Source organism: Slackia sp. CM382 (assembly GCF_000293015.1).
Lineage (GTDB): Bacteria > Actinomycetota > Coriobacteriia > Coriobacteriales > Eggerthellaceae > Slackia > Slackia exigua.
The window spans coordinates 21,139-42,596 of the sequence record NZ_ALNO01000010.1; the positions used below are offsets into that span (position 1 = coordinate 21,139).

The following is a 21,458-nucleotide window of genomic DNA, read 5'->3' on the forward strand; positions in this document are numbered from 1 at the left end:
ATGCGGTATCGCTGAAAATGCGAGGAAGCTATTCAGCGGCTTCCTCGGAAACGGGAACGACGCTCACGATGCGACGGGGCTTCTTGGTGCGACGCGTCTGCTTCCTGAACACGACCTGACCCTCGACCAGAGCGAACAGGGTGTCGTCTTTGCCGCGGCCGACATTCGCGCCGGGATGGAAATGGGTGCCGCGCTGACGGACGATGATGTTGCCGGGGATGACGTGCTCGCCGCCGAAACGCTTGACGCCGAGTCGCTGCGCGTGAGAATCGCGACCGTTGCGGGAGGAGCCGAGACCCTTCTTGTGTGCCATGATACTACCTGCCCTTCGTTATTCTTCGGTCTGCGCGGCTTCAGCAGGCGCGGCCTTGACGGGAGCTTCGTACGTAACGTCGCCGATCTGGGTGATCTGGATGCGGGTCAGCCTCTGGCGATGACCGCGGAGCCTCTTGTAGTTCTTGCGCTTCTTGAACTTGAAGACGAGCTGCTTCTCGCCTTTGAACTGCTCGAGGACGGTCGCGACGACCTTGGTCTTCGCGGCATCGGTAAGCTCGACGGAAGCACCGTCGACGACGCAGATGGCTTCAAGCTCGATGTGCTGGCCCGGCTCGACATCGATCTTCTCGATGTTGATCTTATCGCCAGGAGCCACCTTATACTGCTTACCACCGGTTTTAACGATTGCGTACATGTAAATCTCCTTGAATGAGTCAAAACGCAAGCCGATATTGTACATACGCCACCAAATCGCGTCAACGACTATTGCGACCGTGGCCATATTTTTCGCAAGATACGGGCTTCTGCGAATGCGCGCCATCGGGACGACGGTTCGAAGCAGACGAACGTCCAAGGGGAAAGGGACGCAGGAGACTTTCCGGCGACCTTCAAGCAGCCGTCCAATTGTACGCTAGTTGCCCGGCAAGCGCACTATCACCTGATGAATTCGCCGTTTCATCGCAAAACGCCGACAAGGCGCCGCGCGGGCGCTAATGCGCCTCGGCCCAGGTCTTCGCGCTCTGGACATCGACGATCAAGGGAACCTCGAGCGTGACGACGTTCGTCATCGCATCGCGCACGAGCGCGCCGACCGCATCGAGCTCGGAGACCGGGACGCTCAGGTCGAGCTCGTCGTGGACCTGGATCATGACCTGTGCGGCGAAACCGCCGTCGACGAGCCTGCGCTGGACCTCGTTCATGGCCATCTTGACGATGTCGGCCGCGCTGCCCTGCATCGGATGGTTCATCGCCGTGCGCTCGCCGAAGCCGCGCTGGGCCGGGTTCTTCGCCTTGAGTTCGGGAATATGCCGGCGCCGCCCGAACATGGTCGTCGCGTATCCGCACGCGCGCGCCTCCTCCACCGTGCCGTCGAGGAATGCGCGCACGCCGGGATAGGCTTCGAAGTAGCGATCGATCATCTCCTGGGCTTCCTTGAAGCCGATACCCAGGTTCTGAGCCAGGCCGAAAGCCTGCTGGCCGTACACGATGCCGAAGTTGACGGCCTTCGCGCGGCTGCGCATGGACGGCGTGACCTCTTCGAGGGGCACGCCGAAGACGCGCGCGGCGGTCGAGGCGTGGAAGTCGGCGCCGGAGCAGAAGGCATGCACGAGGTGCTCGTCTCGCGACAAGTGCGCGAGAAGCCGAAGCTCGATCTGGGAATAATCCGCCGACATGAAGAGATCGCCTGTGCGCAGAGGCACGAAGCACCCTCTGATGCGGCGGCCGAACTCGGTGCGCACGGGAATGTTCTGCAGGTTCGGATCGGATGAGGACAGACGTCCTGTGGTCGTGACCGTCTGGTTGAAATGGGTATGCACGAGACCGTCGCCCGCGCGCATGCGCGGCAGCGCCTCGATATAGGTCGATTCCATCTTCGCGAGCTCGCGGTAGCGCAGGATCTCGCGCGCGATGGGATGCACGTCCTCGAGCTTCGAAAGGGTCTTCGCATCCGTCGAATATCCGCGCTGGGTCTTCTTGCCGTGCGGAAGCCCCAGCTTTTCGAAGAGGACGACGGAAAGCTGCTTAGGGGAATCCAGGTTGAATTCCTCTCCTGCGAGCTCGAAGACACGCGTGCGGATGCCGTCGATCTCCTCGGCGACGGAACGGCCCATCTCGGCGAGGGCGTCGACGTCGATGCGCGCGCCGACGCGCTCCATGACGGCGAGGACCGGCACCAGGGGAAGGTCGATGTCGTAGTAGCAGGAACGCGTGCCGACGGAGCGGCCGGACATCCCGTCGGGCGAGGCCTCTTCGGCATCGCGCGCCATGGCGCCGTCGAGCGCACGGGCCAGGCGGGGCGCCACGAAAGCGTGCGCGCAGGCCTCGTCGCACGCGTCGTCGAAGGCAGGCAGGGACGCCGCCAGGTATTCCTCGCACAGCGTGGCGTAATCGTACGAAGACGCGTTCGACTGGAGCAGATAGGCCGAAAGCCCGATGTCGAAGGCGCGCGCCGACAGAAGCTCGGCAGGAGCGACGAAGGCCTCGCGCGAAGAATCGGGAGGATACGCGCGCTGCATCGTCGCCTTCGCATCGAGCGTGCAGAAGCACCCGTCGCGCACGATGCGGGCCACGGCGGCGATCGCATCCTCGTTCTCGAAACGGACGACGTCATGCCCGTCGGACACGAAGGCGATGCACGCGCTTTCGAAGAGAGATGCCTGCGCAGGCTCCACGACCTCGACGCCGAGCACGGGCGCACCTTCGTCCGCGAGCATGGAGGGGACCGCATCGGCGCGCGGCGCGAGCCATGCCTCGAGCAACGCCCGAGCCGCATCGTCCGTCGCGGGATCGATGTCGGGCAGCTCGATCGACGCGGCCGAGGGAAGATCCCCTTCCCCGCCGATAAGCGCGAGCACGCGCGCCAGATGGGACGAGAACTGAACCGCGCCGAAGGCCTCTGCGACCGCGGAGGCCTCGAAGGAGGGAAACGCCGCGGATTCGAGATCGAGCTCGAAGTCGAGATCCTGCACGATGACCGCGAGATCGCGGCTCAAATAGGCCTGATCGCGATTGTCGGCGAGGTTCTGGAGCTGCTTTCCCTTGAGCTTGTCGAGGTTCTCGTAGATGCCGTCCATGCTCCCATAGGCCTGCAGCAGCTTGGTGGCGGTCTTCGGCCCGATGCCCGGCACGCCGGGGATGTTGTCGGCCGTATCGCCCTGCAGCCCGAGGAAGTCGGGGAACTGCGCCGCGGTCACGCCATACCGCTCGAGCACCTCGTCGGGACCGTAGATCACGACATCGGTGATGCCCTTCCTGGTCGTCACAACGCGCGTATGGTCGGAAACGAGCTGATAGGCGTCTTTATCGCCAGTGACGAGCAGCGTGTTCCAGCCGAGCGCCTCGTCGCGCGCCGCGATGGTGCCGAGGATATCGTCTCCTTCCCAGCCCTTGACCTTCACGACGGGAATGCCCATGGCATCGAGCAGGCCTTCGATGACGGGGAACTGCACGCGCAGCTCGTCGTCCATCGGAGGGCGCTGGGCCTTGTACGCCTTCATCGCCTCGATGCGGTGCGTGGGCTTGCCGGCGTCGAAGGCGCAGACGATGGCGTCGGGACGCGCGTCCTCGTAGAATTTGAGCAGCATCGACATGAACCCGAACGCAGCGTTGGTCGGCGTGCCGTCGACGGCGTTCATGGTGGGCGGCACTGCATGATACGCACGGTGCATCAGGGAGTTTCCGTCGATAACGGCGATGGTCCTCGGCATTCGGGTTCCTTTCGCGGGGACGGCGCCCCATCAGGATCGTGTCATGCCTGCCAGTATACGGCGCGGCATGGCGCCGGCAGGACGTCGGAACATCGAGCGAATGGAAAAAGCAGGGGCTCGCCGAGCGGGCGAGCGCGATGGATGTCAGCGCTTCTGGGGACGCGCCGTCGCGTGAAGCCTGTCGTAGCGCTCGACGTTCGGGTTCGCTCCGTTGACGTAATGCTCGCTCAGCTTTGCGAGGATCTCGTCGGCATGGGCCGAAGGATCGTCGAAGGTCAGATCGAGCTCCCAGGAATCGACCAGAGGAGAGATGCGTCCGAGCATGTAGCCGTACAGCTCGATGAGGGTCGCCCTGTCCGTTTCGTAAGCGCTGTTGGGCGCGAACACGAGACCGCGCATCTCATCGCATGTGGACGAGACGTCGTCCTCGAGGGCCTTGGCCTTCTCGTAGGCCGCCTGGCGGTCGCTCATGGACGAGGACTCGAAGGTTCCGTTGTAATCGTCGACGCAGGAAAGCAGGCGCGAGCGGAACCCGTCGAGTTTATCGTAGTAGCCGGTCAGCGCCGTATAGGCCTCGTCTTCGGACAGAGCCGTCGACGCCGTGTCGTTCACGATGGCCGCAGGCTCCGCCGAAGGCGCATCGCTCTCGGGCGAATCTGCGGCATCGTTCGCGGAACCGCCCGATGCGGCCGAGGGCGCTGAAGGCGCATCGGAAGCCTTCGTCGTGGACAGGAGGTAGCCCGCGACGAGCGCGCAGACGATGACGACGAGCGCGATCGGCACGAGGATCGCCGCACGCCGCTTGGGAACGGCGGTGTCCTGCGTGAAGCGACGCGCCTTTCCCGAGGAGACGACGACCTTGTCGGACATCTCGGTGATCTTCATGCGCTGCGTGTCCTCGACAGGAAGGCGCTCCCCCTCCACGATATCGAGGCCGCGCAGGGGATCGACCGCATCGGGAGAGCCGTCCACGGTCACGACCTGGGTCGTGCGCGCGCCGCATGACGGGCAGTACCGCGCGTTCTCGTCGAGGCGCGCGCCGCACCATGTGCAATATCCGGCCATGGAAGCCCTCCTTTCAAGCATGTCATCCCGCGCGGCGGCGGGAGTCCGGTTCTAGATGCCTTCGCCGTATCCGAAACGGCGGATCTGGTTCAGATCGCGACGCCAGTTCTTCTTGACCTTGACCTGCAGATCGAGAAACACCTTGCAGCCGAGCATCTGTTCGAGGTCGAGGCGCGCCTCGATGCCGACGCGCTTGATGGCCGCGCCGCCCTTGCCGATGATGATGCCTTTCTGGCTGTCGCGCTCGACGAAGACGGTGGCATAGATGCGATACATGTCTTTGGCGCGGTCGTATTCGAGGTCGTCGGCGACGACGCCGATGCTGTGAGGCACTTCGTCGCGATAGCTGCGCAGGATCTTCTCGCGGATGAACTCTGCGACGATGACCTCGAACGGCTGGTCGGTATCCATGTCGTCTGGAAACCACTTGGGCCCTGCAGGCAGGGCTGCGATGACCGCCTGGACGAATCCGTCGACGTTGAAACCGGTTTTCGCGGACAGGACGATCTCGTCGTCCCAGGAATCGAGGGCACGGGCAGCATTGAGCTGGTTCTCCACGATCTGCGCATCCACTAGGTCGGCCTTGCTGAGCACGAGGATCTTGCGCGGGGCCTTCGCCGCGCGCACCTGGTTCGCGACCCATTCGTCGCCGCGGCCGAAAGGCTGGCTCGCATCCACCACGAATGCGACGACATCGACGTCTTCGAGCGCCATGATGGCGGAGGTGTTGAGCTCTTCGCCCAGGGCATCGTGCGGTTTGTGCAGGCCCGGCGTGTCGACCATGACGACCTGCGCGTCATCGGTCGTGAGAATGGCGCGGAAGCGATGGCGTGTGGTCTGAGCGGTGCTCGACGTAATGGCGACCTTATGTCCGACCACGGCATTGATCAGCGATGACTTCCCCACGTTAGGGCGTCCGACCAGCGTCACGAAGCCGCTCTTGAACTGATTCGACATGAAGGTCCCCTCGCTCGCTTCCCCGGCCGAACCGACATCGGCCGCATCGATGGATCCGCTCCTCGGACGGCGCGAACGACGCACGAGATGCGGGATGAACGACACGATTATATATAAGAAGAAGGCCCGCCGAAGCGAGCCTTCTTACATCCGAGCGAACGAGCAGGCATCGAACGCAGATGCTACTTCTGCTCCTCGGCGAGGACGACGTGGCGCTCCACGTCGTAGTGCAGACCTTCATGCTCCTTGCCGAAGAACATCAGCTTGGAAGGCGCGAAGCCTTCGATGTTCGCCAGGTAGACATGGATGAAGATGAAGATGATGAAGACGAACATCATGAAGTAGTGGATGATGCGCACCGCCATCGTTCCGCCGAGCGCCGCGGTCAGGCCGGCCGTCGCGCCCATCGTGGGACCCCAGATGCACAGACCCGTGATGAACATGATGAGGATGAGCACGGGAATCAGCAGATAGGAGATCTTCTGGGGAACGCCGAGCTTCGCGGACTGCGGGTGATCCTTCTTCATGAACAGGTAGTACTTGATCCAGGCACCGAGCTGATGACGGTTATCGGCCTGCGGCAGCCAGGTCTTGTAGTCCTTGACGACCGCGCGGGTGCCGCCGGTGGGAGCGGACTTCACGACGAACGCCATGATGACGCGAACGAGGCAGTTGATCGTCAGCACGAAGCCGAAGAAGATATGCGCGCCGCGTGCGATGCCCATCACTCCTGGGACGAACGGAAAATGTATGATGCAGCCGGAAATGATCAGAAAGACCATGGCCACGAGGTTGATCCAGTGCGTGATGCGGAACGGCAGCGGATGAGCCTCGTCGTAATGCGCGAGATGGGCCATTTACTTCACCCCCCAAGGGCTGGTGACGGTTTCGAACTTCTTGCCCGTCTTCGGTTCGACCACATGCACGGCGCAGGCGGTGCAGGGGTCGAAGCTGTGGACGGTGCGCAGGGCGTGGATCGGCTTTTCCATATCGGTCACGGGAACGCCGATAAGGGCCTGCTCCATGGGGCCGTGGACCCCGTCGGGATCGAGCGGCGCGATGTTCCATGTCGTCGGAATGATGATCTGATAGTCCTGGATCTTGCCGTTCTTGACCTTCTCCGAATGGTAGAGCGCGCCGCGCGGAGCCTCCCAGAAGCCCGTGCCTTCGCCTTCGACGGCATCGGACTTCGTGAAGTACGTGCTGTCGCCGCCCTTGATGGCTTCGACGAGCTCGGCAAGCCATTCCTTCATGAGCGTCGCGACATAGAGCGTCTCGACCTGACGAAGAGCCGTGCGGCCGATCGTCGAGGAGAACGGGGAGAGGTCGCCCGGGGTGCCGCCCAGCGCGACAAGGAGCGCGTCGACGTGCTCCTTGATGAACTTGTCGCCGCGCACGTAGGCGACGAGCACGCGGGACGCGCCGCCCATCTCGAGCGGCTTGCCGTCGTAGCGGGCACACTTGTTCCAGGTGTAGCGATCGTCGGTGTTGTATTCCGTGTATTCCGGATTGACGCCCTGCTCGAAGGGGGGCAGGTCCTCGGAACCCGAATACCAGGAATGGCCCACGTACTCGGTGATCTTGGATTCTTCCACCTCGGAGAGCTGGTAGTTGCCGTCGGGACCCAGTTCGATGACGCCGGAGGGCATGTAACGATCGGCCATCTTGAAGGACTCGCGCTCGAAGACGCCCCAGGCGCCGTAACGACGGCAGCCGGCACCGAAGTTGAACGCCTCGGGGTAGAACTTGCCGAGCGCGATCGAATCGGGCACGGCGACCGCGGCGACCCAGTTGTACAGACGATCGATCAGGCCCTTGAGGTCGTCGAGCTTCTGGTCGGTGGGAACGAACATCGTGCCGCCGGGAATGAGCGTCATGACGTGCGGCATCTTGCCGCCGAGCACCGCGGCGATCTCGGAGGCGGTGCCCTGCATCTCGAGCGCCTCGAGATAGTGGGCCGTCATGATGAGGTCGGCTTCAGGCGTGAGATTGTATTCGTTGGTGCCGTCGGCGTACTGCTCGGCCGTCGGGAACCAGTTACCGCTGAAGATGGACAGCTGGCCGTTGTCGGCGAAGCGGGCGAGACGGTCCTGCAACGAGACGAAGTCGGCGTTCTTCAGGCCGTATTCTTCGGCAACGTCATACGCGAGGCCCGTGTCCGCATTCAGCGCGTTGAGCGGGTTGACGTAGTCGAGCGCGGCGAGGTTGTACAGCCAGAGGATATGGCTGTGCAGGAACTGGGCGCCCTCGAGCATGTTGCGGATGATGCGCGCGCTGTTCGGAATCGCGATGCCGTACGCCTTCTCGGCGGCGATGGACGCCGCATGGGCGTGGGACACCGGGCAGACGCCGCAGATGCGCTGGACGATCTGGGCCGCATCCTGGGGGGTGCGATCGCGGACGACGAGCTCCATGCCGCGGAAGCATCCGCCGGAGACCCATGCATCGGTGACGACGCCATCGTTGACTTCCATCTCGACGCGCAGATGGCCCTCGATACGGGTAATCGGGTCAATCGTGGTGCGTGCCATATCCTATCGCCCTCCCTTCTTGATGTCTTCCAGAACCTTGTCGTCATACACGCCGATCGACTTGTCGGGGTGCTTGGCATCCCATGCGCGCACGGGTTCGAAGTCGGCGCCGTTCGGGACGCGCCCGGCGGCCTTCATGCCGAAGCCGTGCGCAACGAGGGCGACGGCTTCGATGCCGATGATGCCCAGCGCGAGCGTCGTCGGCTGGAAGATGAAGTCGCCGATGCGCAGATCGCGATGACGCTTGTTGAACGGAGCATTGACCTGGACCCAGTTGTCTTTGGGATTGTGCGGATCGGCCTCGCAGCATCCGATGCAGGGTCCGCCGGAACGGATGCACCAGCTGCGGCCGCGGTTGTACATCGCGACGCCGCAGTTCGCCTTGGTCTGAGGCCCGCGGCAGCCGAGCGGGTAGAGGCAGTAGCCCATGGCTTCCTCGGGAGAACCGTATTCGTAGACGAACTCGCCGTTCTCGAAGTGGCCGCGGCGTTCGCAGTTGTCGTGGACGGTCTGCGAGAACACTTCCTTGGGCTTGCCGAAGGCGTCGAGCTCGGGAAGCTTGCCGAGCATGACGACGCTCACGAGGCAGGCGACGAGCCACTCGGGGTTGCCCGGGCATCCGGGGATGTTGATGACGGGCGTTTCGATGCCGCGCTCTTCAAGGAGCTGCTGAACGCCCATGGCGCCTGCCGGATTGGGATCGGCGGCCATCCAGCCGCCGTTGACCGCGCACGAACCGATCGCGATGACGGCATTGGCCTTCTCGGCCGTTTCCGCCAGGATGTCGGTGCCCTTCTCCTCCGCGACGCGGAGGGCCCAGTCGTCGAAGCCGCGCAGGACGGCCCCTTCGTAGACGAGCACGAAGTTGCCCGCCTCCATGGTCTGACGGCGCGCCTCCTCCATGCTGTAGCCCGCGGCGGCGGACAGCGTCTCGTTGTAGTTGCATGAGATCATCTCAAGCACGACGGACGCAGGGTCGGGGTCGGCCGATCCCGCGAACGCCTCGGTGCAGCCGGTGCAAGAAGCTCCCTCGATCCAAATCGCCGGATAGAGTCCCCCTTCTGCAGCGCCGATCACCGATTTCTCGACAGCTTCAGCTACGCGTGGAGCAGCGGCTTTGCTCAAGCCGACCATGACCGCAACCGTACCGCACATCTTCATGAAGCTGCGGCGGCTGACGCCGCGAGATTCAAGGATATCCTGGAATTTCGTGGCAGTGGCCTGATTGTCCATACGTACACCTCCTCTTTCCTAACTGCTGACAAACCGATACCGCTATTGTGCGTGAAAGGAATGCGTACGATGCGTGAAATCAACGGATCGATGACGCCCTATCGTCAAAAGGCGAGAAGGTGTTACCCTGCAAACATAACTTCACACTGATTCGACGTTCCCCCTTGCGGCACAGATGCTACCCGATATACGCGTTCTTGCATGGGAACAGATGCACGGATTTGTAAAAATTCCTGCGCAGACGGCGCACGATTCACACAACCCTCACGCGCGTAACACGCGTCTCCGGGCGATCGGACCGCTAGTCGCACACTTTCCATGCATCGCCTTCGCGTTCGATGAACCCCTCGCGCGCAAGGTCGGCGAGGATCGAGCGCACGTCGTCTTCCGACGGGGCGTCGCGCCCCTCCGACCGTTCGAATGCGGAAAGCCGCTGCGCAAGCGTGTCGCCGTCCATCCGGCCGGCGCCCATGACCTCGCGCAGGAGCCAGGCCCGTTTCTGGCGGCGCGATCCCGGAAACGCGCTCTGGCGCACGTACGCCTTGGCTGCGCGGGCGGGATTGCTGCACGTCCGCTTGAGCTCGGCGCCGTAGTCGAGCAGCGCGTAATACCATCCGCGCACGTCGGCGTCCGGACATGTCGCCTCGACGAGGGGACGGATATCCTTGTCGGACACGTCCTGGGCATCGGGGAAGAAATGATGGATGAAGACGGCGCGCACATTCGTCTCGATATACGTGGATGGCGCGTCATGCGAGAATGCCATGATGCCGGCCGCCGTCGAGGGGCCGATGCCCGGCAGCGCGACCAGCGCTTCGTAGGTTTCGGGAAGATGCCCCGCGAAGTCGCGCACGCAGATGTCGGCGGCCTGCTTGAGCGCGAGCGCGCGGCGGTTGTATCCCATGCCCTGCCATTCCTCGAGCAGGTCGATCCGGGCGGATGCCGACAGCGCATCGAGGGTCGGGAACCGCGCCATGAAGCGCCCCCACCGCGTGAGCACGCGTGCGACCTGGGTCTGCTGCAGCATGACCTCGGATATCCAGATCGCATACGGATCGGTCACGTTGCGCCAGGGAAGATCGCGATACAGACGCGCGCCTTCTGCACGCACCTGCTCGCAGAAGGCGCGAAGGGATGCGTCGTCGATGCAGGGCGAGCCGTCCGTCGATGCGGGGCGCCTCATCGCCGGGGGTTTCTTCCGTGCCGGAAGAGGTCGTCGAGCGTGATGCTCGCATAGTAGGCCTTCAGCATGGATTCCGCATGCTTCCAGACCGCATGGAACTCGCAGCCGTCGCGGCGGTCGCAGAAGCGCTCGTCATTGGTGCAGGCGGTCATGGAGATGGGTCCCTGCACGCATTCGAGCACATGAAGGAGCGTGGTCGTGGACGGATCGCACGCAAGCGCCAGCCCGCCTCTCGCGCCGCGCTCGGCGCGCAGGAGACCGGCATGCACCAGGTCGTTCTGGATGCTGCGGGCGAAGGCGTACGGGATGCCCTCCTGCTCCGCCACTTTAGTGACCGATATGACCTTGCCGTCGTTCTTGTAGGCCGCGCGGATCATGCGGCAGGCATAGTCGGTGCGACGATTCAGATCCATGAACGTTTCTCCCCTGTCTCAATCCATGTGCGACGACGCGGCGCTCTTCCTCTCGCCGCGCCATCGTGCGCGCCGTCTTCCCACGCGGAGGCGGCGCGCCTGTCGGTGCGTACGGCCGCCGGCCCTTAGAGCCCCTCGGTCGGAGCCCCTGCCTGATCGGATCCGAAGCCGTCTTCGGACGTTCGTCCGACCTCCTGCTCCAATGCGGCGATCTCGTCGCGGAATTCATGCAGGACGGCCGATTCCATCTGACGGTATTCGACGGAGTCGAGCGGCTGGAAACTCGCCAGATGCTCGTACATCATCGCCTGGGTCACCGGGATATAGCGGCGCGCGCGCATGCCCTGCCGATACGCATCTTCGAGCGCTTCGCGCGCGGCCATGACGATATCGGTTCGCGCAAGGTTGCGCGACATCCGCGTCAGGCTGCCGAAGTCGAGCCCGCGGATGGACGGGTGGCGCTGCGCGATGGCGCGCCAGATACGGCGCCGCTCCGACTCGTCGGGCAGATAGATATCGATGACGTCGATAGGCTCGAGAAGGTCGTACAGAAAGCCGGAATCGTTCGTCTCGCCGCCGATGGAGGCGAACACGTGAACGTCCGGGCTCTCGATCGCGGCGCGCAGCCACATGAGCGTCTGATAGGCGATCTGCATGGGCATAGGCAGAGAATGCTCGGCGTCGTCGTCGGAAGAGGCCATGGCCTCTTCCATCGGGGCGAGCCACAGGTCGATGTCCTCGAGTATGAGGACGCTCGGCGATTCCACGGTCATCCGACCGGGCGCGAAACGCGGGGAGCGATCGGCCGAAACCGTGAACGAAAGCACAGGAAAGCCTTGCGAACCGCTTTGGATGCGCATCCGCATGGCAGGAAGGCCGACCTCGTTGGCGGCGGCTTCCATGAATTCCGCCGCATCGGAGCGGGCGGAAGCCCGCAGGACGATCGAGCCGACCGCGGAAAGCCCGTCGAGCCCGTGGCATTCGCGCAGCATGCCCATGATCTCTTGATACGCCTCGTCGTGTTCGATGCCTATGCCGAGGGACCGGACGTCTTCGATGATGCCGTCGTATCCGACGAGATCGGAGAAATTGGGATGCCTGGGTTCGGCTGCCTCCGCCTTCGGGGAAGACCCTTTGCGGGAAGAGGCCGCCTTGGCGGCGATGATCTTCACCTTGGGACGCGACGGCCCCGCTGCGGATTCATCGGACGCCGATCCTTCCGGCTGCGGCGCGCCATCGGCCGGCATGCGCGGACCGTCTGGGCCGACAGCCGTCGAGGACAAGTCGGACAGGTCGGATGCCTGGGCATTCCCGGTTGCAGAGCCGTCTTCGCCGCGCATGGCATGTTCGTCCGCCGCCTCGGCAAGGCGTGCGAGCCCCTCGGCCATGGCTTCCACCGCCCCGTCGGGCAGCGAAAGCGCGGAGACGCTTTCGAGATCGACCGCTTCCCCGAGGGTGCCGGAGATGATGTCGGAGATGCGCTCGAGCTCGTCGCGCGAGAAGCCGAATTCCGTCGCCTTATCGAAGGCGAGTTCTTGCAGCATGGCGTTGCAATCTTCGAGCTCGGCATCGCTCAGGTGCGGCTCGAGCTTGTCGTAGGCGTATTCCGCGATGGAGCGTTCCTTGAGGCTGCATGCGAGATTCCACGCCTCGCGCAGCGCCTCGAGCGCGTCGTCGGGCACGAGGGGGGATTCTGCGACGAGCGCTTCGTAGGCGCCCAGATATAAATGCATCGCAAGCTCGGGGTTCACGGCCTTCGCAGCGCGCGCCTGGGCGAGATAGTCGGCGGCGGTCCGCGGCGCTTCGGCGGGATCGTTCGAATGATTCGCGAAGTTCATATCGTCATGATGCCTGTCGAACATTCTCACCAGCCCCCTTCGATGGTCGTAACTCGCTTGGCAGATCATTTTATACGGTTACCGCAGCGCTCACAAATAAAACCCGCCCATGCACACGCACTGCGCACGCATGGCGGATGCGGGCATGCGCAGCCGGCGAACGACATGATGATTCCTTGAATCGAAGCGAAGCACGGTATGCTTGAAGCGCGAAGACGAAGCGATCGGCGCTCGGCGCGACAGATCGCGACGAGGCCGCATCCTGCGCGAAGGAGGCTCCATGAACGAAGGCACGCAGAACGGCGAAGGGGCATCCACGTGCAACGATACGCTTGGCCGCGCATCTGAAAAGGATGCCGCAGGCCATACCCGATGCGCAGAGGAACCGCAGCGCATCGCCTCGGGACGCACGCTTCCCGACGGAAGCGTCGCCTACGACGCGCGCGAAGCGCACCCGTTCATCGCGCTTGCAGCGCCCGTCGTCGCCATCATCGTCGTCGTCTGCTTCGTAGCCGCCTTCATGCACACCTTCACCGGCGCGACCGAAGCGGAGCCGCCCACGCAGATCACCGACCAGAAGACCGCGAACACTCCGGCCGACGCGCGTTTGAAGCCGAGCGTCGAGACCGACGCGGGCAGCCCGGCGCGCTTCGACGCCATCGAACTCGAGGACGGCACCAGGCTGACGCTCGCGATATCGGAAAACGGAACGACGGTCGTCGCCGACGAGGCGCTTGTCGGCGAAAAGATCGGCGACGGCATCGCGACCGACGACGACGCGCGCGACGACGAAGCGTGCGCGGCGTACGCCTACGACGACCTTTCGCATCCGTATGCGGTGTATTTCGAGAGCATCGGCATGAGCTTCGCCGCAGACGCAGCGTAGGCAGGCGCGCCGAGAAACGTCATTTCTCCACCGGACAGGTCCAGTCGAGGACGTTCCATCCGCGGCGCTTCGCCTCCCGTTCGAGCGGGTTGTCCGGAGAGACGGCGAAGGCGTTGTCGGCGGCGGCGAGCAGAGAGATGTCGGAATGATGGTCTCCGAACGCCGCGGCAAGACGCCACTTCCCCTCCCCATAGCGCGCCTGAGCGTAGGCGCGCAGCGAACGGACCTTATGGATGCCTTCGATGCACGGACCGTCGACGCGCGTCGTGTACAGGCCCCGCCGATCGACTTCCATGCGGGTGCAGATGCAGGCGTCGAAGCCGCGCTCCTCGCGCGCGCGCTGCACGATCGGGTCGAACGTCGCCGAGACGATGACGACCTCCGCGCCGATCGCGCGCAGCTCCTCCATGACGCCGGCGGCCTGCGGACGGAAACGCTTCTGCCCTTCGATGACCTCGTCGTAGAAATCGCGTAAAAACGCATCGACCTCTTCGCGCGCACGCCCCTCGAACGCGGTGAACACGAGTCCGCGCACCCACGCCTCGTTCTGAGGAAGGCGCAGCTTGTAGGCCGCCGCCCACGCGAGGATCTTGCCGATGACGCGTTTGCCGAGCATGCCGCGCTTCTGGAGGTAGCGCACGAGAAGCACGGGGGAATTCCCCTGGATCGCGGTGCCGTCGAAATCGAAGGCGGCGATCAAGTGCTGGCCGGGATGTTCGATCGCGACGCGCGCGACCTGGTCGATGACGGCGTTGTCCTGATCGTCGAGCATGGCCTACTTGCTTTCTATGAGGGGGATCTCGTCTTCGCAGGCCTCGTCGAGATTGCCGTCGTAGACGTAGTGCCTGGTCTCCTTGGCGATGAGCGCGGACAGGGCCAGCACCATGATGATATTCGGAATGGCCATGAACGCGTTGCCGATATCGGAGATGGTCCAGACGACATCGCCGACGCCGATGGCGCCCAGGAACCCGACGATCACGTACACGATCTGATAGGGACGGATGGCCTTGCGGCCGAAGAGGTAGGTGATGCAGCGGTTGCCGTAGTAGCTCCAGCCGAGGATCGTCGAATAGGCGAACGACACCATGCCGAGCACCAGCACCGGCGTGCCGACGTAGGGCAGCGTGGAGAAGGCGGCGCTCACGAGCGCGGCGCCTTCGGAGATGGATCCCGCGGCCATGATCTCGGGATGCGCGAGCAGGGCCGAGACGACAACGACGCCCGTGATGAGGCAGATGACGACCGTCGACCAGAACGTGCCGGTCATGGCGATGAGCGCCTGGCGGGCAGGGTTCTTGGTCGCGGCGGCGGCGGCGACGATCGGCGCGGTGCCGAGGCCCGATTCGTTGGAGAACAGGCCGCGGGCGCAGCCGAACTGCAGCGCGATCATGATGCCCGACCCCACGGCGCCGCCGAACGCGGCCTTGGACGTGAACGCGCATTCGATGATGGTCGCGAACGCATCGCCGATATAGGGCGCGTTCCACGCGAGCATGACGAGGCAGCCGCCGACGTAGGCGACGGCCATCACGGGCACGAGCTTCTCGCACACCTTGGAGATGGACCGAACGCCGCCGAAGATGACGAGCGCGACCGAGACGGCGATGACGAGCCCGATGCCCCAGGCAGGCAGATCGGGGAAGCTGGATTCGATGATGCCCGTCATGGCCGCGGACTGCACGGCGGAACCGGTGCCGAGCGTCGCGATGACGGCGAAAACGCAGAATAGAACGGCTCCGAGCTTCGCCCACCAAGGCGTCGTCCCGTCGGAGCGCTTGAACGCGCGCTCCCATGCGTACATGGCGCCGCCGAGCATCTCTCCGCCGGAATCCTTCACGCGATACTTGACCGAAGCATAGACCTCGGAATACTTGGTGGCCATGCCGAAGACGCCGGTGAGCCACATCCAGAAGACGGCGCCCGGGCCGCCTGCGAGGACGGCGGTCGCCACGCCGACGATCGATCCGGTGCCGATGGTGCCTGCAAGCGCCGTGACCAAGGCTCCGAATTGGCTGACGTCTCCTTCGGCCCCATCGTCGTCGGTCACCGACATCTTGATGGCGAGAGGAAGCTTGCGCTGGATGAAACCGGTGCGGACGGTCATGAACAGATGCGTTCCAAGAAGCAGAACGATCATCGCAGGGCCCCACACGGTTGCATCGATTGAGTTCAGTACACGTATGATATCCATAGTCGATGGATTATAGGCACGTTGAACTTTCAAAAGTTCAAGATGCCGCCGTTATTCGAATCTGTAAGAAATATATTTCCGAACGCTTACCGCACCGTATGGGCGAAAGCCTCCCGAAAGAGGCTTTCGCCAGGATGTTCATGCATGTTCAAGAACGGTGCGCCGGCAAAGCGATCCGCAAGGGAACCATGAACCGTTCCTATTCCCCGGAAGACAGGAGCGCCGCCGCGATCGGTCCCGTGGGAGACGTCGGGCACATGAGCACGCGGCCGGTGCCGCGATAGACGTTCACGAGGCCTTCGCCGCTCGCCGCGGATCCGATGAGCGATTTGGTCGTGCGCTCGACCGTGAACTGGAGGCTCGGAGACCAGGCGACGGCCATGGATCCGTCGATCTTCACGACGTCGTTGTCGAGATCGATCGTGATGAGCTCTTCCTGCGGGACGGGGCTTTCGAGGGCGACGACGCCGTCGCCGTAGAGACCGAGGCTGAACAGGCCCTCGCCGCCGGCCACGGCAGACGATACGTTGGAGCGCATGACGGCCTTGGATTCGACGTTGCCCATGGAGGCGAGGAACATGCCGTCCTCGACGACCACGCCGCCGCCCCAGTTCGCCTTGAGGTCGTGGAGAAGGATGAACTTGTACGTCGGCTCCAAGATGACGGTGCCCGTGCCCGTATAGCGAGGCTTGATGGCGCTTTCGCTGGTGACCATGCCGCGCGCCATGCTCTTAAGGAGCCCGCCTGCGCCCTTGATGTCGGTCGTGGCCTCGACGGAACCGAGGATGACCTGCATGGCGCCCGCCTGGGTGATCAGGTCGCGGCCGTCGCCGGCGAGGTTGGCGACGACCTGGCGCTTGCGCACATGCATCTTGCCCATGAAATATTCGTTCTGGGCGTTGAAATGGCTGACGGAGGGGTCGCGCTCGTATTCGAGGACATCGAATCCCCCGACGCTCTGGGTGACGGAACGCGTCTGCGTGGTGAGTCCGTACAGGTTGAAGCTCATAGGATCTCCTTCGTGCTACGGCCCGTGAAGGGCAGGCGTGCGACCCCGTCGCAGGGGGTCCTGACCCCCGCATTCTACCATCGCAGGCACGGGTTCCCTATCGCGCCCCGAATTCGATTCCGTCGTCGCATCCCTCGAACTGCGCATTGTAGAGATCGGCGTAGAACCCGCCTTCGGCCAGGAGGGAGCCGTGCGTGCCTTGCTCGACGACGTCGCCGCGGTCGATGACGAGGACCAGATCCGCCGAACGGATCGTGGAGAGGCGATGCGCGATGACGAACGCCGTGCGACCCGCCATGAGGTTGTCCATCGCCTTCTGAATGCGCTCTTCGGTGCGCGTATCGACCGAGCTCGTCGCCTCGTCGAGCACGAGGATCGACCGGTCCGCGAGGATCGCGCGTGCGATGGTGAGCAGCTGGCGCTGGCCGGACGAGATGTTGCTCGCCGCCTCGTTGATGACGGTGTCGTAGCCGTGCGGCAACGTGCGGACGAAACGATCCGCATGCGCCGCTCGGGCCGCCGCCTCGACCTCCTCGTCGGTCGCGTCGAGGCGGCCGTAACGGATGTTCTCGCGGATCGTGCCGTTGAACAGCCAGGCGTCCTGGAGCACCATGCCGAAGGCCGACCGCAGGTCCTCGCGATCGAAATCGCGCACGTCATGCCCGCTCAGGCGGATCGATCCCCCCTGAACGTCGTAGAAGCGCATGAGCAGCTTCACGATCGTGGTCTTCCCCGCGCCCGTCGGCCCCACGATGGCGACGGTCTGACCGGCCTTGATCCGAGCCGAGAAGTCAGCAATGACGGGGCGGGCGGGGTCATAGCCGAAGCGCACATGATCGAAGGCCACGTCGCCCGCGATATCGCTCGACGAGGCGCACGGCACGGCGTTTGCGGCCTCGTCGGCCTCAAGGAACTCGAAAACGCGCTCGGCTGCGGCCGCCATCTGCTGCAGCACGTTCGCGACCTGCGCAAGCTGGGTGATCGGCTGCGTGAAGTTCCTGACGTACTGGATGAACGCCTGGATGTCGCCGACCGTGATGACGCCGCGAATCTTGAGATACGCGCCGAACACCGCGACGACCACGTACCCGAGATTCGCGACGAAGTTCATGACCGGCATCATGAGCCCAGAGATGAACTGGGATTTCCATGCCGAGGCATAGAGCACGTCGTTGGTGCGGTCGAACTCCTCGACCTCCTTGCCCTGACGGTTGAAGGCGCGCACGACCTCATGGCCCGAGAACGTCTCCTCGATCCGAGCGTCGATATCGCCGAGGCTGTCCTGCTGGGCCTTGAAGTACTTCTGCGAACGTTTCACGAGCTGCGAGACGAACAGCCCCGATACGGGGATGACGAGCATCGCCACGAGCGTCATGGGAACGTTGATGGACAGCATCATCGCAAGCACGCCCACGACCGTGACCGTCGACGTGATAAGCTGCGTCAGGCCCTGGTTGAGGCTCTGTCCAAGCGTGTCGACGTCGTTGGTGATGCGCGAAAGGATGTCGCCCGCGGTGCGCTTCTCGATGGATGAAAGCGTCATGCGGCCGATCTTCTCGGAGATGCGGCGGCGCATCTCGAAGGCCGTCTGCTGCGACACATAGGCCATGAGCCAGCTCTGCACGAACGAGCAGGCGGCCGACACGAGATAGAGCGCGAGCGTCGTGGCCAGGATGCGCGCGACCGCTTCGAAATCGATGCCGCCCGTCCCGGCGATCTTGGCGGCGATGCCGTCGAAAAGCTCGGTCGTCGCCGTGGAAAGGACGCGCGGGCCGACGATGTTGAAGACGGTCGATCCTATGGCGAAAACGACGAGGACGACTATCTGGATCTTGAAACGACCCATGAAGCGCGCAAGCTTGCGCATCGCGCCTTTGAAATCGACGGCCCGCTCGCCTTGGATGAGGGCGGCTTCGGGACCGCGCGGGCGAAAGCCCCTCCGGTTCTTCCGCGAAGGATCCTGCCTGTCCGCCATCACGCACGCTCCCTTCCGAGCTCCTCGTCGGAAAGCTGGGAGGATGCGATTTCCCCATATGCGGAGCAGATCCTCAGGAGCTCTCGGTGGGTGCCCGTCCCCACGACGCGGCCTTCGTCAAGGACGACGATCCGATCGGCGTCCCTGATGGTGGCGATACGCTGGGCGACGATGATGACCGTCGCGTTCCCGAGGGCTTCGCCGAGAGCGCGCCGCACCGCGGCATCGGTTTTGTAGTCAAGGGCGGAGAAGCTGTCGTCGAACAGGTAGGCGCGCGCATCCGCCGCGATCGCGCGGGCGATGGCGAGACGCTGGCGCTGGCCGCCCGACACGTTCGCGCCGCCTTGGCTCACGGATGAATCGACGCCCTCTTCCTTGGACGCGACGAAATCGGACGCCTGAGCGACGTCCAGGGCGAACGATGTCCTGTCGGCCGACATGGATTCGTCGGCGAACGACACGTTGCTCGCGATGGTCCCCGCGAAGAGAAACGCCTTCTGCGGAACGTATCCGAGTTGAGCGCGCAGATCGGCCTGTGCCATATCGCGCACGTCGACGCCGTCCACCCGGACGGATCCGGACGTCGCATCGTAGAAGCGTTCGATCAGCTTGAGGACGGTCGACTTGCCCGATCCGGTCGAGCCGATGATGGCAAGCGTTCGGCCGGGCTCCGCAACGAACGACACATGCTCGAGCGCGGGTTCGGCATCGTCGCCATAAGAAAAGGAGACATCGTCGAATTCGATGCGTGCACCGCCGAGGCGATCGAGCATAGAGGATGCATGCGCGTGGAACCCGTCTTCAAACGATGCCTTGGCGAGGGACTCGCCATCGGAGGACGCGGATGCCCGTCCCGACGCGGACGAGCGGCAGGACGCTTCCCCGGCCTCTCCCGCATCGAACGGGCGATGCGGCTGCGCAGGATCGACGATGGCCGGAACCGTCTCGAGCACCTCGTTGACGCGCTGGGCCGCCACATCGGCCCTCGGCAGGAAGATGAAGACGATGCCGATCATCATGAACGACATGATGATGACCATGGAATACGTGATGAACGCGATCATGTCGCCGGTCTGGATGGTGCCGTCGTCGATATACGATCCTCCCACCCACACGATCAAAACCGAAACGGCGTTCATGACGAGCATGATCGCCGGCTGAAGCAGCGCCATCGTCCGATTCGTGAACAGCTGCGCATCACGCAGCTTGCCCGATGCCGCAGCGAATCGTTCCTCTTCGTATGCACGCCGTCCGAACGCCCTCACGACCAGAATGCCCGAAAGCATCTCGCGCGCGACGAGGTTCACGCGATCGATGAGTTTCTGCATGCGGCGGAACTTGGGCATGGCGATCGCAAGGATGATGGAGAGCATCACGGCGATGACGACGACGGCAAGCACGATGATCCAGCTCATGGCAAGATTCGTGCGGGAAACCATGACGATGCCGCCGACCGCGAGGATCGGCGCATAGAGCACCATGCGCAGCACGATGACGAGCACCATCTGGATTTGCTGGATGTCGTTCGTGCCGCGCGTGATGAGCGACGCGGCGGAGAAACGGTCGATTTCGGCATCCGAGAACGAAACGACCTTCTTGAACAGGGCGCTGCGCACATCGCGTGCGATCTTCGCGGCCGTGCGCGATGCGATGAGGGCGACGAATACCGAGGCGACCACCATGACGGCGGTCATGCCGAGCATGCGCGCGCCGATCGAGACGAGCGCGTCCATCTGCATCGCATAGGTATCGTACCCGAGCGCCCGATACTCGGCGATAGCCGCCTGGATGCCCTGCTGTCTGACGACCTGGGTGAATGCATCGTCGTCCAGATCGGCGAGCTGCGAAAGGCGGGCATCGCCGCCGCCGGCCGCATCGGCCGCCTGCTCCATGGCGTCCTGGATGTCCCCTTTCGTCAAAGCGCCCGCATCGTAGGCCTCGCGCATCCGGGCAAGCCGATCGGCGTCGAGTCCTGCGACGGAGCCGTCTTCGGCCATCGAGACGACGAGCAGAGGAAGGCTCAGGGCGTCGTCGAGATCGGCGCGGTGCGCGCGGCCGTACGCGTTAAGTTCCCAGGTTCCTGCATCGGTTTCGTCATACGAGGATTCGATCAGGGCTTCATCGTCCTCGCTTGCGAGCATCGTGACGAAACTGCGGGTCGAATCGCGCATCTCGGTCGGGCTCGCGTCCTCGATGCCGGACTGTTGGATGCCGACGTCGATGATGTCCGACGTCAAAGCAGGCAGGGACAGATCGGCGAACGCTTGCACGATGAGCAGCGCGGCGATGGCGAGCACGGCCGGAATCGAATGCCTCAGATAGCCGAATACGCGCATATGACCTCGTTTCCCTGCGCGCACGCCATGTTCCCTGCGCGCACGCCATGTTCCCTGCGCACGCGCCATGTTCCCTGCGCACGCGCCATGCAGGCGCGCCGTCGGCATCGATGCGGCAGCGCATGCCCCCTTTT

Annotated in this window: 17 protein-coding genes; 1 reads left to right on the forward strand and 16 read right to left on the reverse strand. The window is 63.9% G+C overall.

Annotated elements, in window-relative coordinates:
* Window positions 1-28 precede the first annotated feature (28 nt).
* From rpmA to HMPREF1155_RS04195, 11 genes are all read right to left on the reverse strand, one after another.
* The gene (rpmA, locus tag HMPREF1155_RS04145) at window positions 29-313 is read right to left on the reverse strand and encodes a 50S ribosomal protein L27 (protein ID WP_006361849.1); all 285 of its coding nucleotides are present in this window, start codon (window positions 311-313) and stop codon (window positions 29-31) included.
* A gap of 18 nt (window positions 314-331) precedes the next feature.
* A complete protein-coding gene (gene rplU, locus HMPREF1155_RS04150) occupies window positions 332-691 on the reverse strand; it encodes a 50S ribosomal protein L21 (protein ID WP_009077716.1) in 360 nt (119 codons plus the stop codon).
* Between the two features lie 295 nt (window positions 692-986).
* Window positions 987-3,704, reverse strand: coding sequence for a DNA polymerase I (gene polA, locus HMPREF1155_RS04155; protein WP_009077651.1), 2,718 nt, complete (start codon window positions 3,702-3,704; stop codon window positions 987-989).
* A gap of 144 nt (window positions 3,705-3,848) precedes the next feature.
* On the reverse strand, window positions 3,849-4,769 hold the full coding sequence (locus HMPREF1155_RS04160) for a zinc ribbon domain-containing protein (RefSeq protein ID WP_009077680.1): 921 nt from the start codon (window positions 4,767-4,769) through the stop codon (window positions 3,849-3,851).
* Window positions 4,770-4,820: 51 nt separating this feature from the next.
* On the reverse strand, window positions 4,821-5,726 hold the full coding sequence (gene era, locus HMPREF1155_RS04165; RefSeq protein ID WP_039993364.1) for a GTPase Era: 906 nt from the start codon (window positions 5,724-5,726) through the stop codon (window positions 4,821-4,823).
* A 182-nt stretch (window positions 5,727-5,908) separates the two neighbouring features.
* On the reverse strand, window positions 5,909-6,583 hold the full coding sequence (locus tag HMPREF1155_RS04170; RefSeq protein ID WP_009077621.1) for a cytochrome b/b6 domain-containing protein: 675 nt from the start codon (window positions 6,581-6,583) through the stop codon (window positions 5,909-5,911).
* A complete protein-coding gene (locus HMPREF1155_RS04175) occupies window positions 6,584-8,257 on the reverse strand; it encodes a nickel-dependent hydrogenase large subunit (protein WP_009077692.1) in 1,674 nt (557 codons plus the stop codon). It lies immediately after the preceding gene.
* Window positions 8,258-8,260: 3 nt separating this feature from the next.
* Window positions 8,261-9,490, reverse strand: coding sequence for a hydrogenase small subunit (locus tag HMPREF1155_RS04180; RefSeq protein WP_006361857.1), 1,230 nt, complete (start codon window positions 9,488-9,490; stop codon window positions 8,261-8,263).
* 301 nt (window positions 9,491-9,791) lie between these two features.
* Window positions 9,792-10,673, reverse strand: a complete 882-nt coding sequence (locus HMPREF1155_RS04185; protein WP_009077682.1) for an adenine glycosylase — start codon at window positions 10,671-10,673, stop codon at window positions 9,792-9,794.
* Window positions 10,670-11,086, reverse strand: a complete 417-nt coding sequence (locus tag HMPREF1155_RS04190) for an Rrf2 family transcriptional regulator (RefSeq protein WP_006361859.1) — start codon at window positions 11,084-11,086, stop codon at window positions 10,670-10,672. Before HMPREF1155_RS04190 ends, HMPREF1155_RS04185 begins: the two co-directional genes overlap by 4 nt.
* Window positions 11,087-11,211: 125 nt before the next feature.
* Complete coding sequence (locus tag HMPREF1155_RS04195) at window positions 11,212-12,948, reverse strand: hypothetical protein (protein ID WP_009077705.1); 1,737 nt, start codon at window positions 12,946-12,948, stop codon at window positions 11,212-11,214.
* Between the two features lie 256 nt (window positions 12,949-13,204).
* Here HMPREF1155_RS04195 and HMPREF1155_RS04200 point away from each other — a divergent pair, with 256 nt between their 5' ends.
* On the forward strand, window positions 13,205-13,810 hold the full coding sequence (locus HMPREF1155_RS04200) for a hypothetical protein (RefSeq protein ID WP_155999143.1): 606 nt from the start codon (window positions 13,205-13,207) through the stop codon (window positions 13,808-13,810).
* Window positions 13,811-13,829: 19 nt separating this feature from the next.
* On the opposite strand, the gene HMPREF1155_RS04205 is transcribed toward HMPREF1155_RS04200, so the two are convergent.
* The 5 genes from HMPREF1155_RS04205 to HMPREF1155_RS04225 form a co-directional block, all read right to left on the reverse strand.
* Entirely contained in the window at window positions 13,830-14,582 is a 753-nt protein-coding gene (locus HMPREF1155_RS04205) for an HAD family phosphatase (RefSeq protein ID WP_006361862.1), read from the reverse strand.
* Window positions 14,583-14,585: 3 nt separating this feature from the next.
* A complete protein-coding gene (locus tag HMPREF1155_RS04210; protein ID WP_039993356.1) occupies window positions 14,586-16,004 on the reverse strand; it encodes a sodium:alanine symporter family protein in 1,419 nt (472 codons plus the stop codon).
* Between the two features lie 199 nt (window positions 16,005-16,203).
* On the reverse strand, window positions 16,204-17,013 hold the full coding sequence (locus HMPREF1155_RS04215; protein ID WP_006361864.1) for an AIM24 family protein: 810 nt from the start codon (window positions 17,011-17,013) through the stop codon (window positions 16,204-16,206).
* 97 nt (window positions 17,014-17,110) lie between these two features.
* The gene (locus HMPREF1155_RS04220) at window positions 17,111-18,988 is read right to left on the reverse strand and encodes an ABC transporter ATP-binding protein (protein ID WP_009077690.1); all 1,878 of its coding nucleotides are present in this window, start codon (window positions 18,986-18,988) and stop codon (window positions 17,111-17,113) included.
* Window positions 18,988-21,324, reverse strand: coding sequence for an ABC transporter ATP-binding protein (locus HMPREF1155_RS04225; protein ID WP_009077717.1), 2,337 nt, complete (start codon window positions 21,322-21,324; stop codon window positions 18,988-18,990). The genes HMPREF1155_RS04220 and HMPREF1155_RS04225 overlap by 1 nt, the downstream gene beginning before the upstream one ends.
* Window positions 21,325-21,458 lie beyond the last annotated feature (134 nt).

Excerpts from the sequence above, each read along its gene's own strand:
- rpmA (WP_006361849.1), bottom strand. The coding sequence starts at position 313 with ATGGCACACAAGAAGGGTCTCGGCTCCTCCCGCAACGGTCGCGATTCT.
- rplU (WP_009077716.1), bottom strand. The coding sequence starts at position 691 with ATGTACGCAATCGTTAAAACCGGTGGTAAGCAGTATAAGGTGGCTCCT.
- polA (WP_009077651.1), bottom strand. The coding sequence starts at position 3,704 with ATGCCGAGGACCATCGCCGTTATCGACGGAAACTCCCTGATGCACCGT.
- HMPREF1155_RS04160 (WP_009077680.1), bottom strand. The coding sequence starts at position 4,769 with ATGGCCGGATATTGCACATGGTGCGGCGCGCGCCTCGACGAGAACGCG.
- era (WP_039993364.1), bottom strand. The coding sequence starts at position 5,726 with ATGTCGAATCAGTTCAAGAGCGGCTTCGTGACGCTGGTCGGACGCCCT.
- HMPREF1155_RS04170 (WP_009077621.1), bottom strand. The coding sequence starts at position 6,583 with ATGGCCCATCTCGCGCATTACGACGAGGCTCATCCGCTGCCGTTCCGC.
- HMPREF1155_RS04175 (WP_009077692.1), bottom strand. The coding sequence starts at position 8,257 with ATGGCACGCACCACGATTGACCCGATTACCCGTATCGAGGGCCATCTG.
- HMPREF1155_RS04180 (WP_006361857.1), bottom strand. The coding sequence starts at position 9,490 with ATGGACAATCAGGCCACTGCCACGAAATTCCAGGATATCCTTGAATCT.
- HMPREF1155_RS04185 (WP_009077682.1), bottom strand. The coding sequence starts at position 10,673 with ATGAGGCGCCCCGCATCGACGGACGGCTCGCCCTGCATCGACGACGCA.
- HMPREF1155_RS04190 (WP_006361859.1), bottom strand. The coding sequence starts at position 11,086 with ATGGATCTGAATCGTCGCACCGACTATGCCTGCCGCATGATCCGCGCG.
- HMPREF1155_RS04195 (WP_009077705.1), bottom strand. The coding sequence starts at position 12,948 with ATGTTCGACAGGCATCATGACGATATGAACTTCGCGAATCATTCGAAC.
- HMPREF1155_RS04200 (WP_155999143.1), top strand. The coding sequence starts at position 13,205 with ATGAACGAAGGCACGCAGAACGGCGAAGGGGCATCCACGTGCAACGAT.
- HMPREF1155_RS04205 (WP_006361862.1), bottom strand. The coding sequence starts at position 14,582 with ATGCTCGACGATCAGGACAACGCCGTCATCGACCAGGTCGCGCGCGTC.
- HMPREF1155_RS04210 (WP_039993356.1), bottom strand. The coding sequence starts at position 16,004 with ATGGATATCATACGTGTACTGAACTCAATCGATGCAACCGTGTGGGGC.
- HMPREF1155_RS04215 (WP_006361864.1), bottom strand. The coding sequence starts at position 17,013 with ATGAGCTTCAACCTGTACGGACTCACCACGCAGACGCGTTCCGTCACC.
- HMPREF1155_RS04220 (WP_009077690.1), bottom strand. The coding sequence starts at position 18,988 with ATGGCGGACAGGCAGGATCCTTCGCGGAAGAACCGGAGGGGCTTTCGC.
- HMPREF1155_RS04225 (WP_009077717.1), bottom strand. The coding sequence starts at position 21,324 with ATGCGCGTATTCGGCTATCTGAGGCATTCGATTCCGGCCGTGCTCGCC.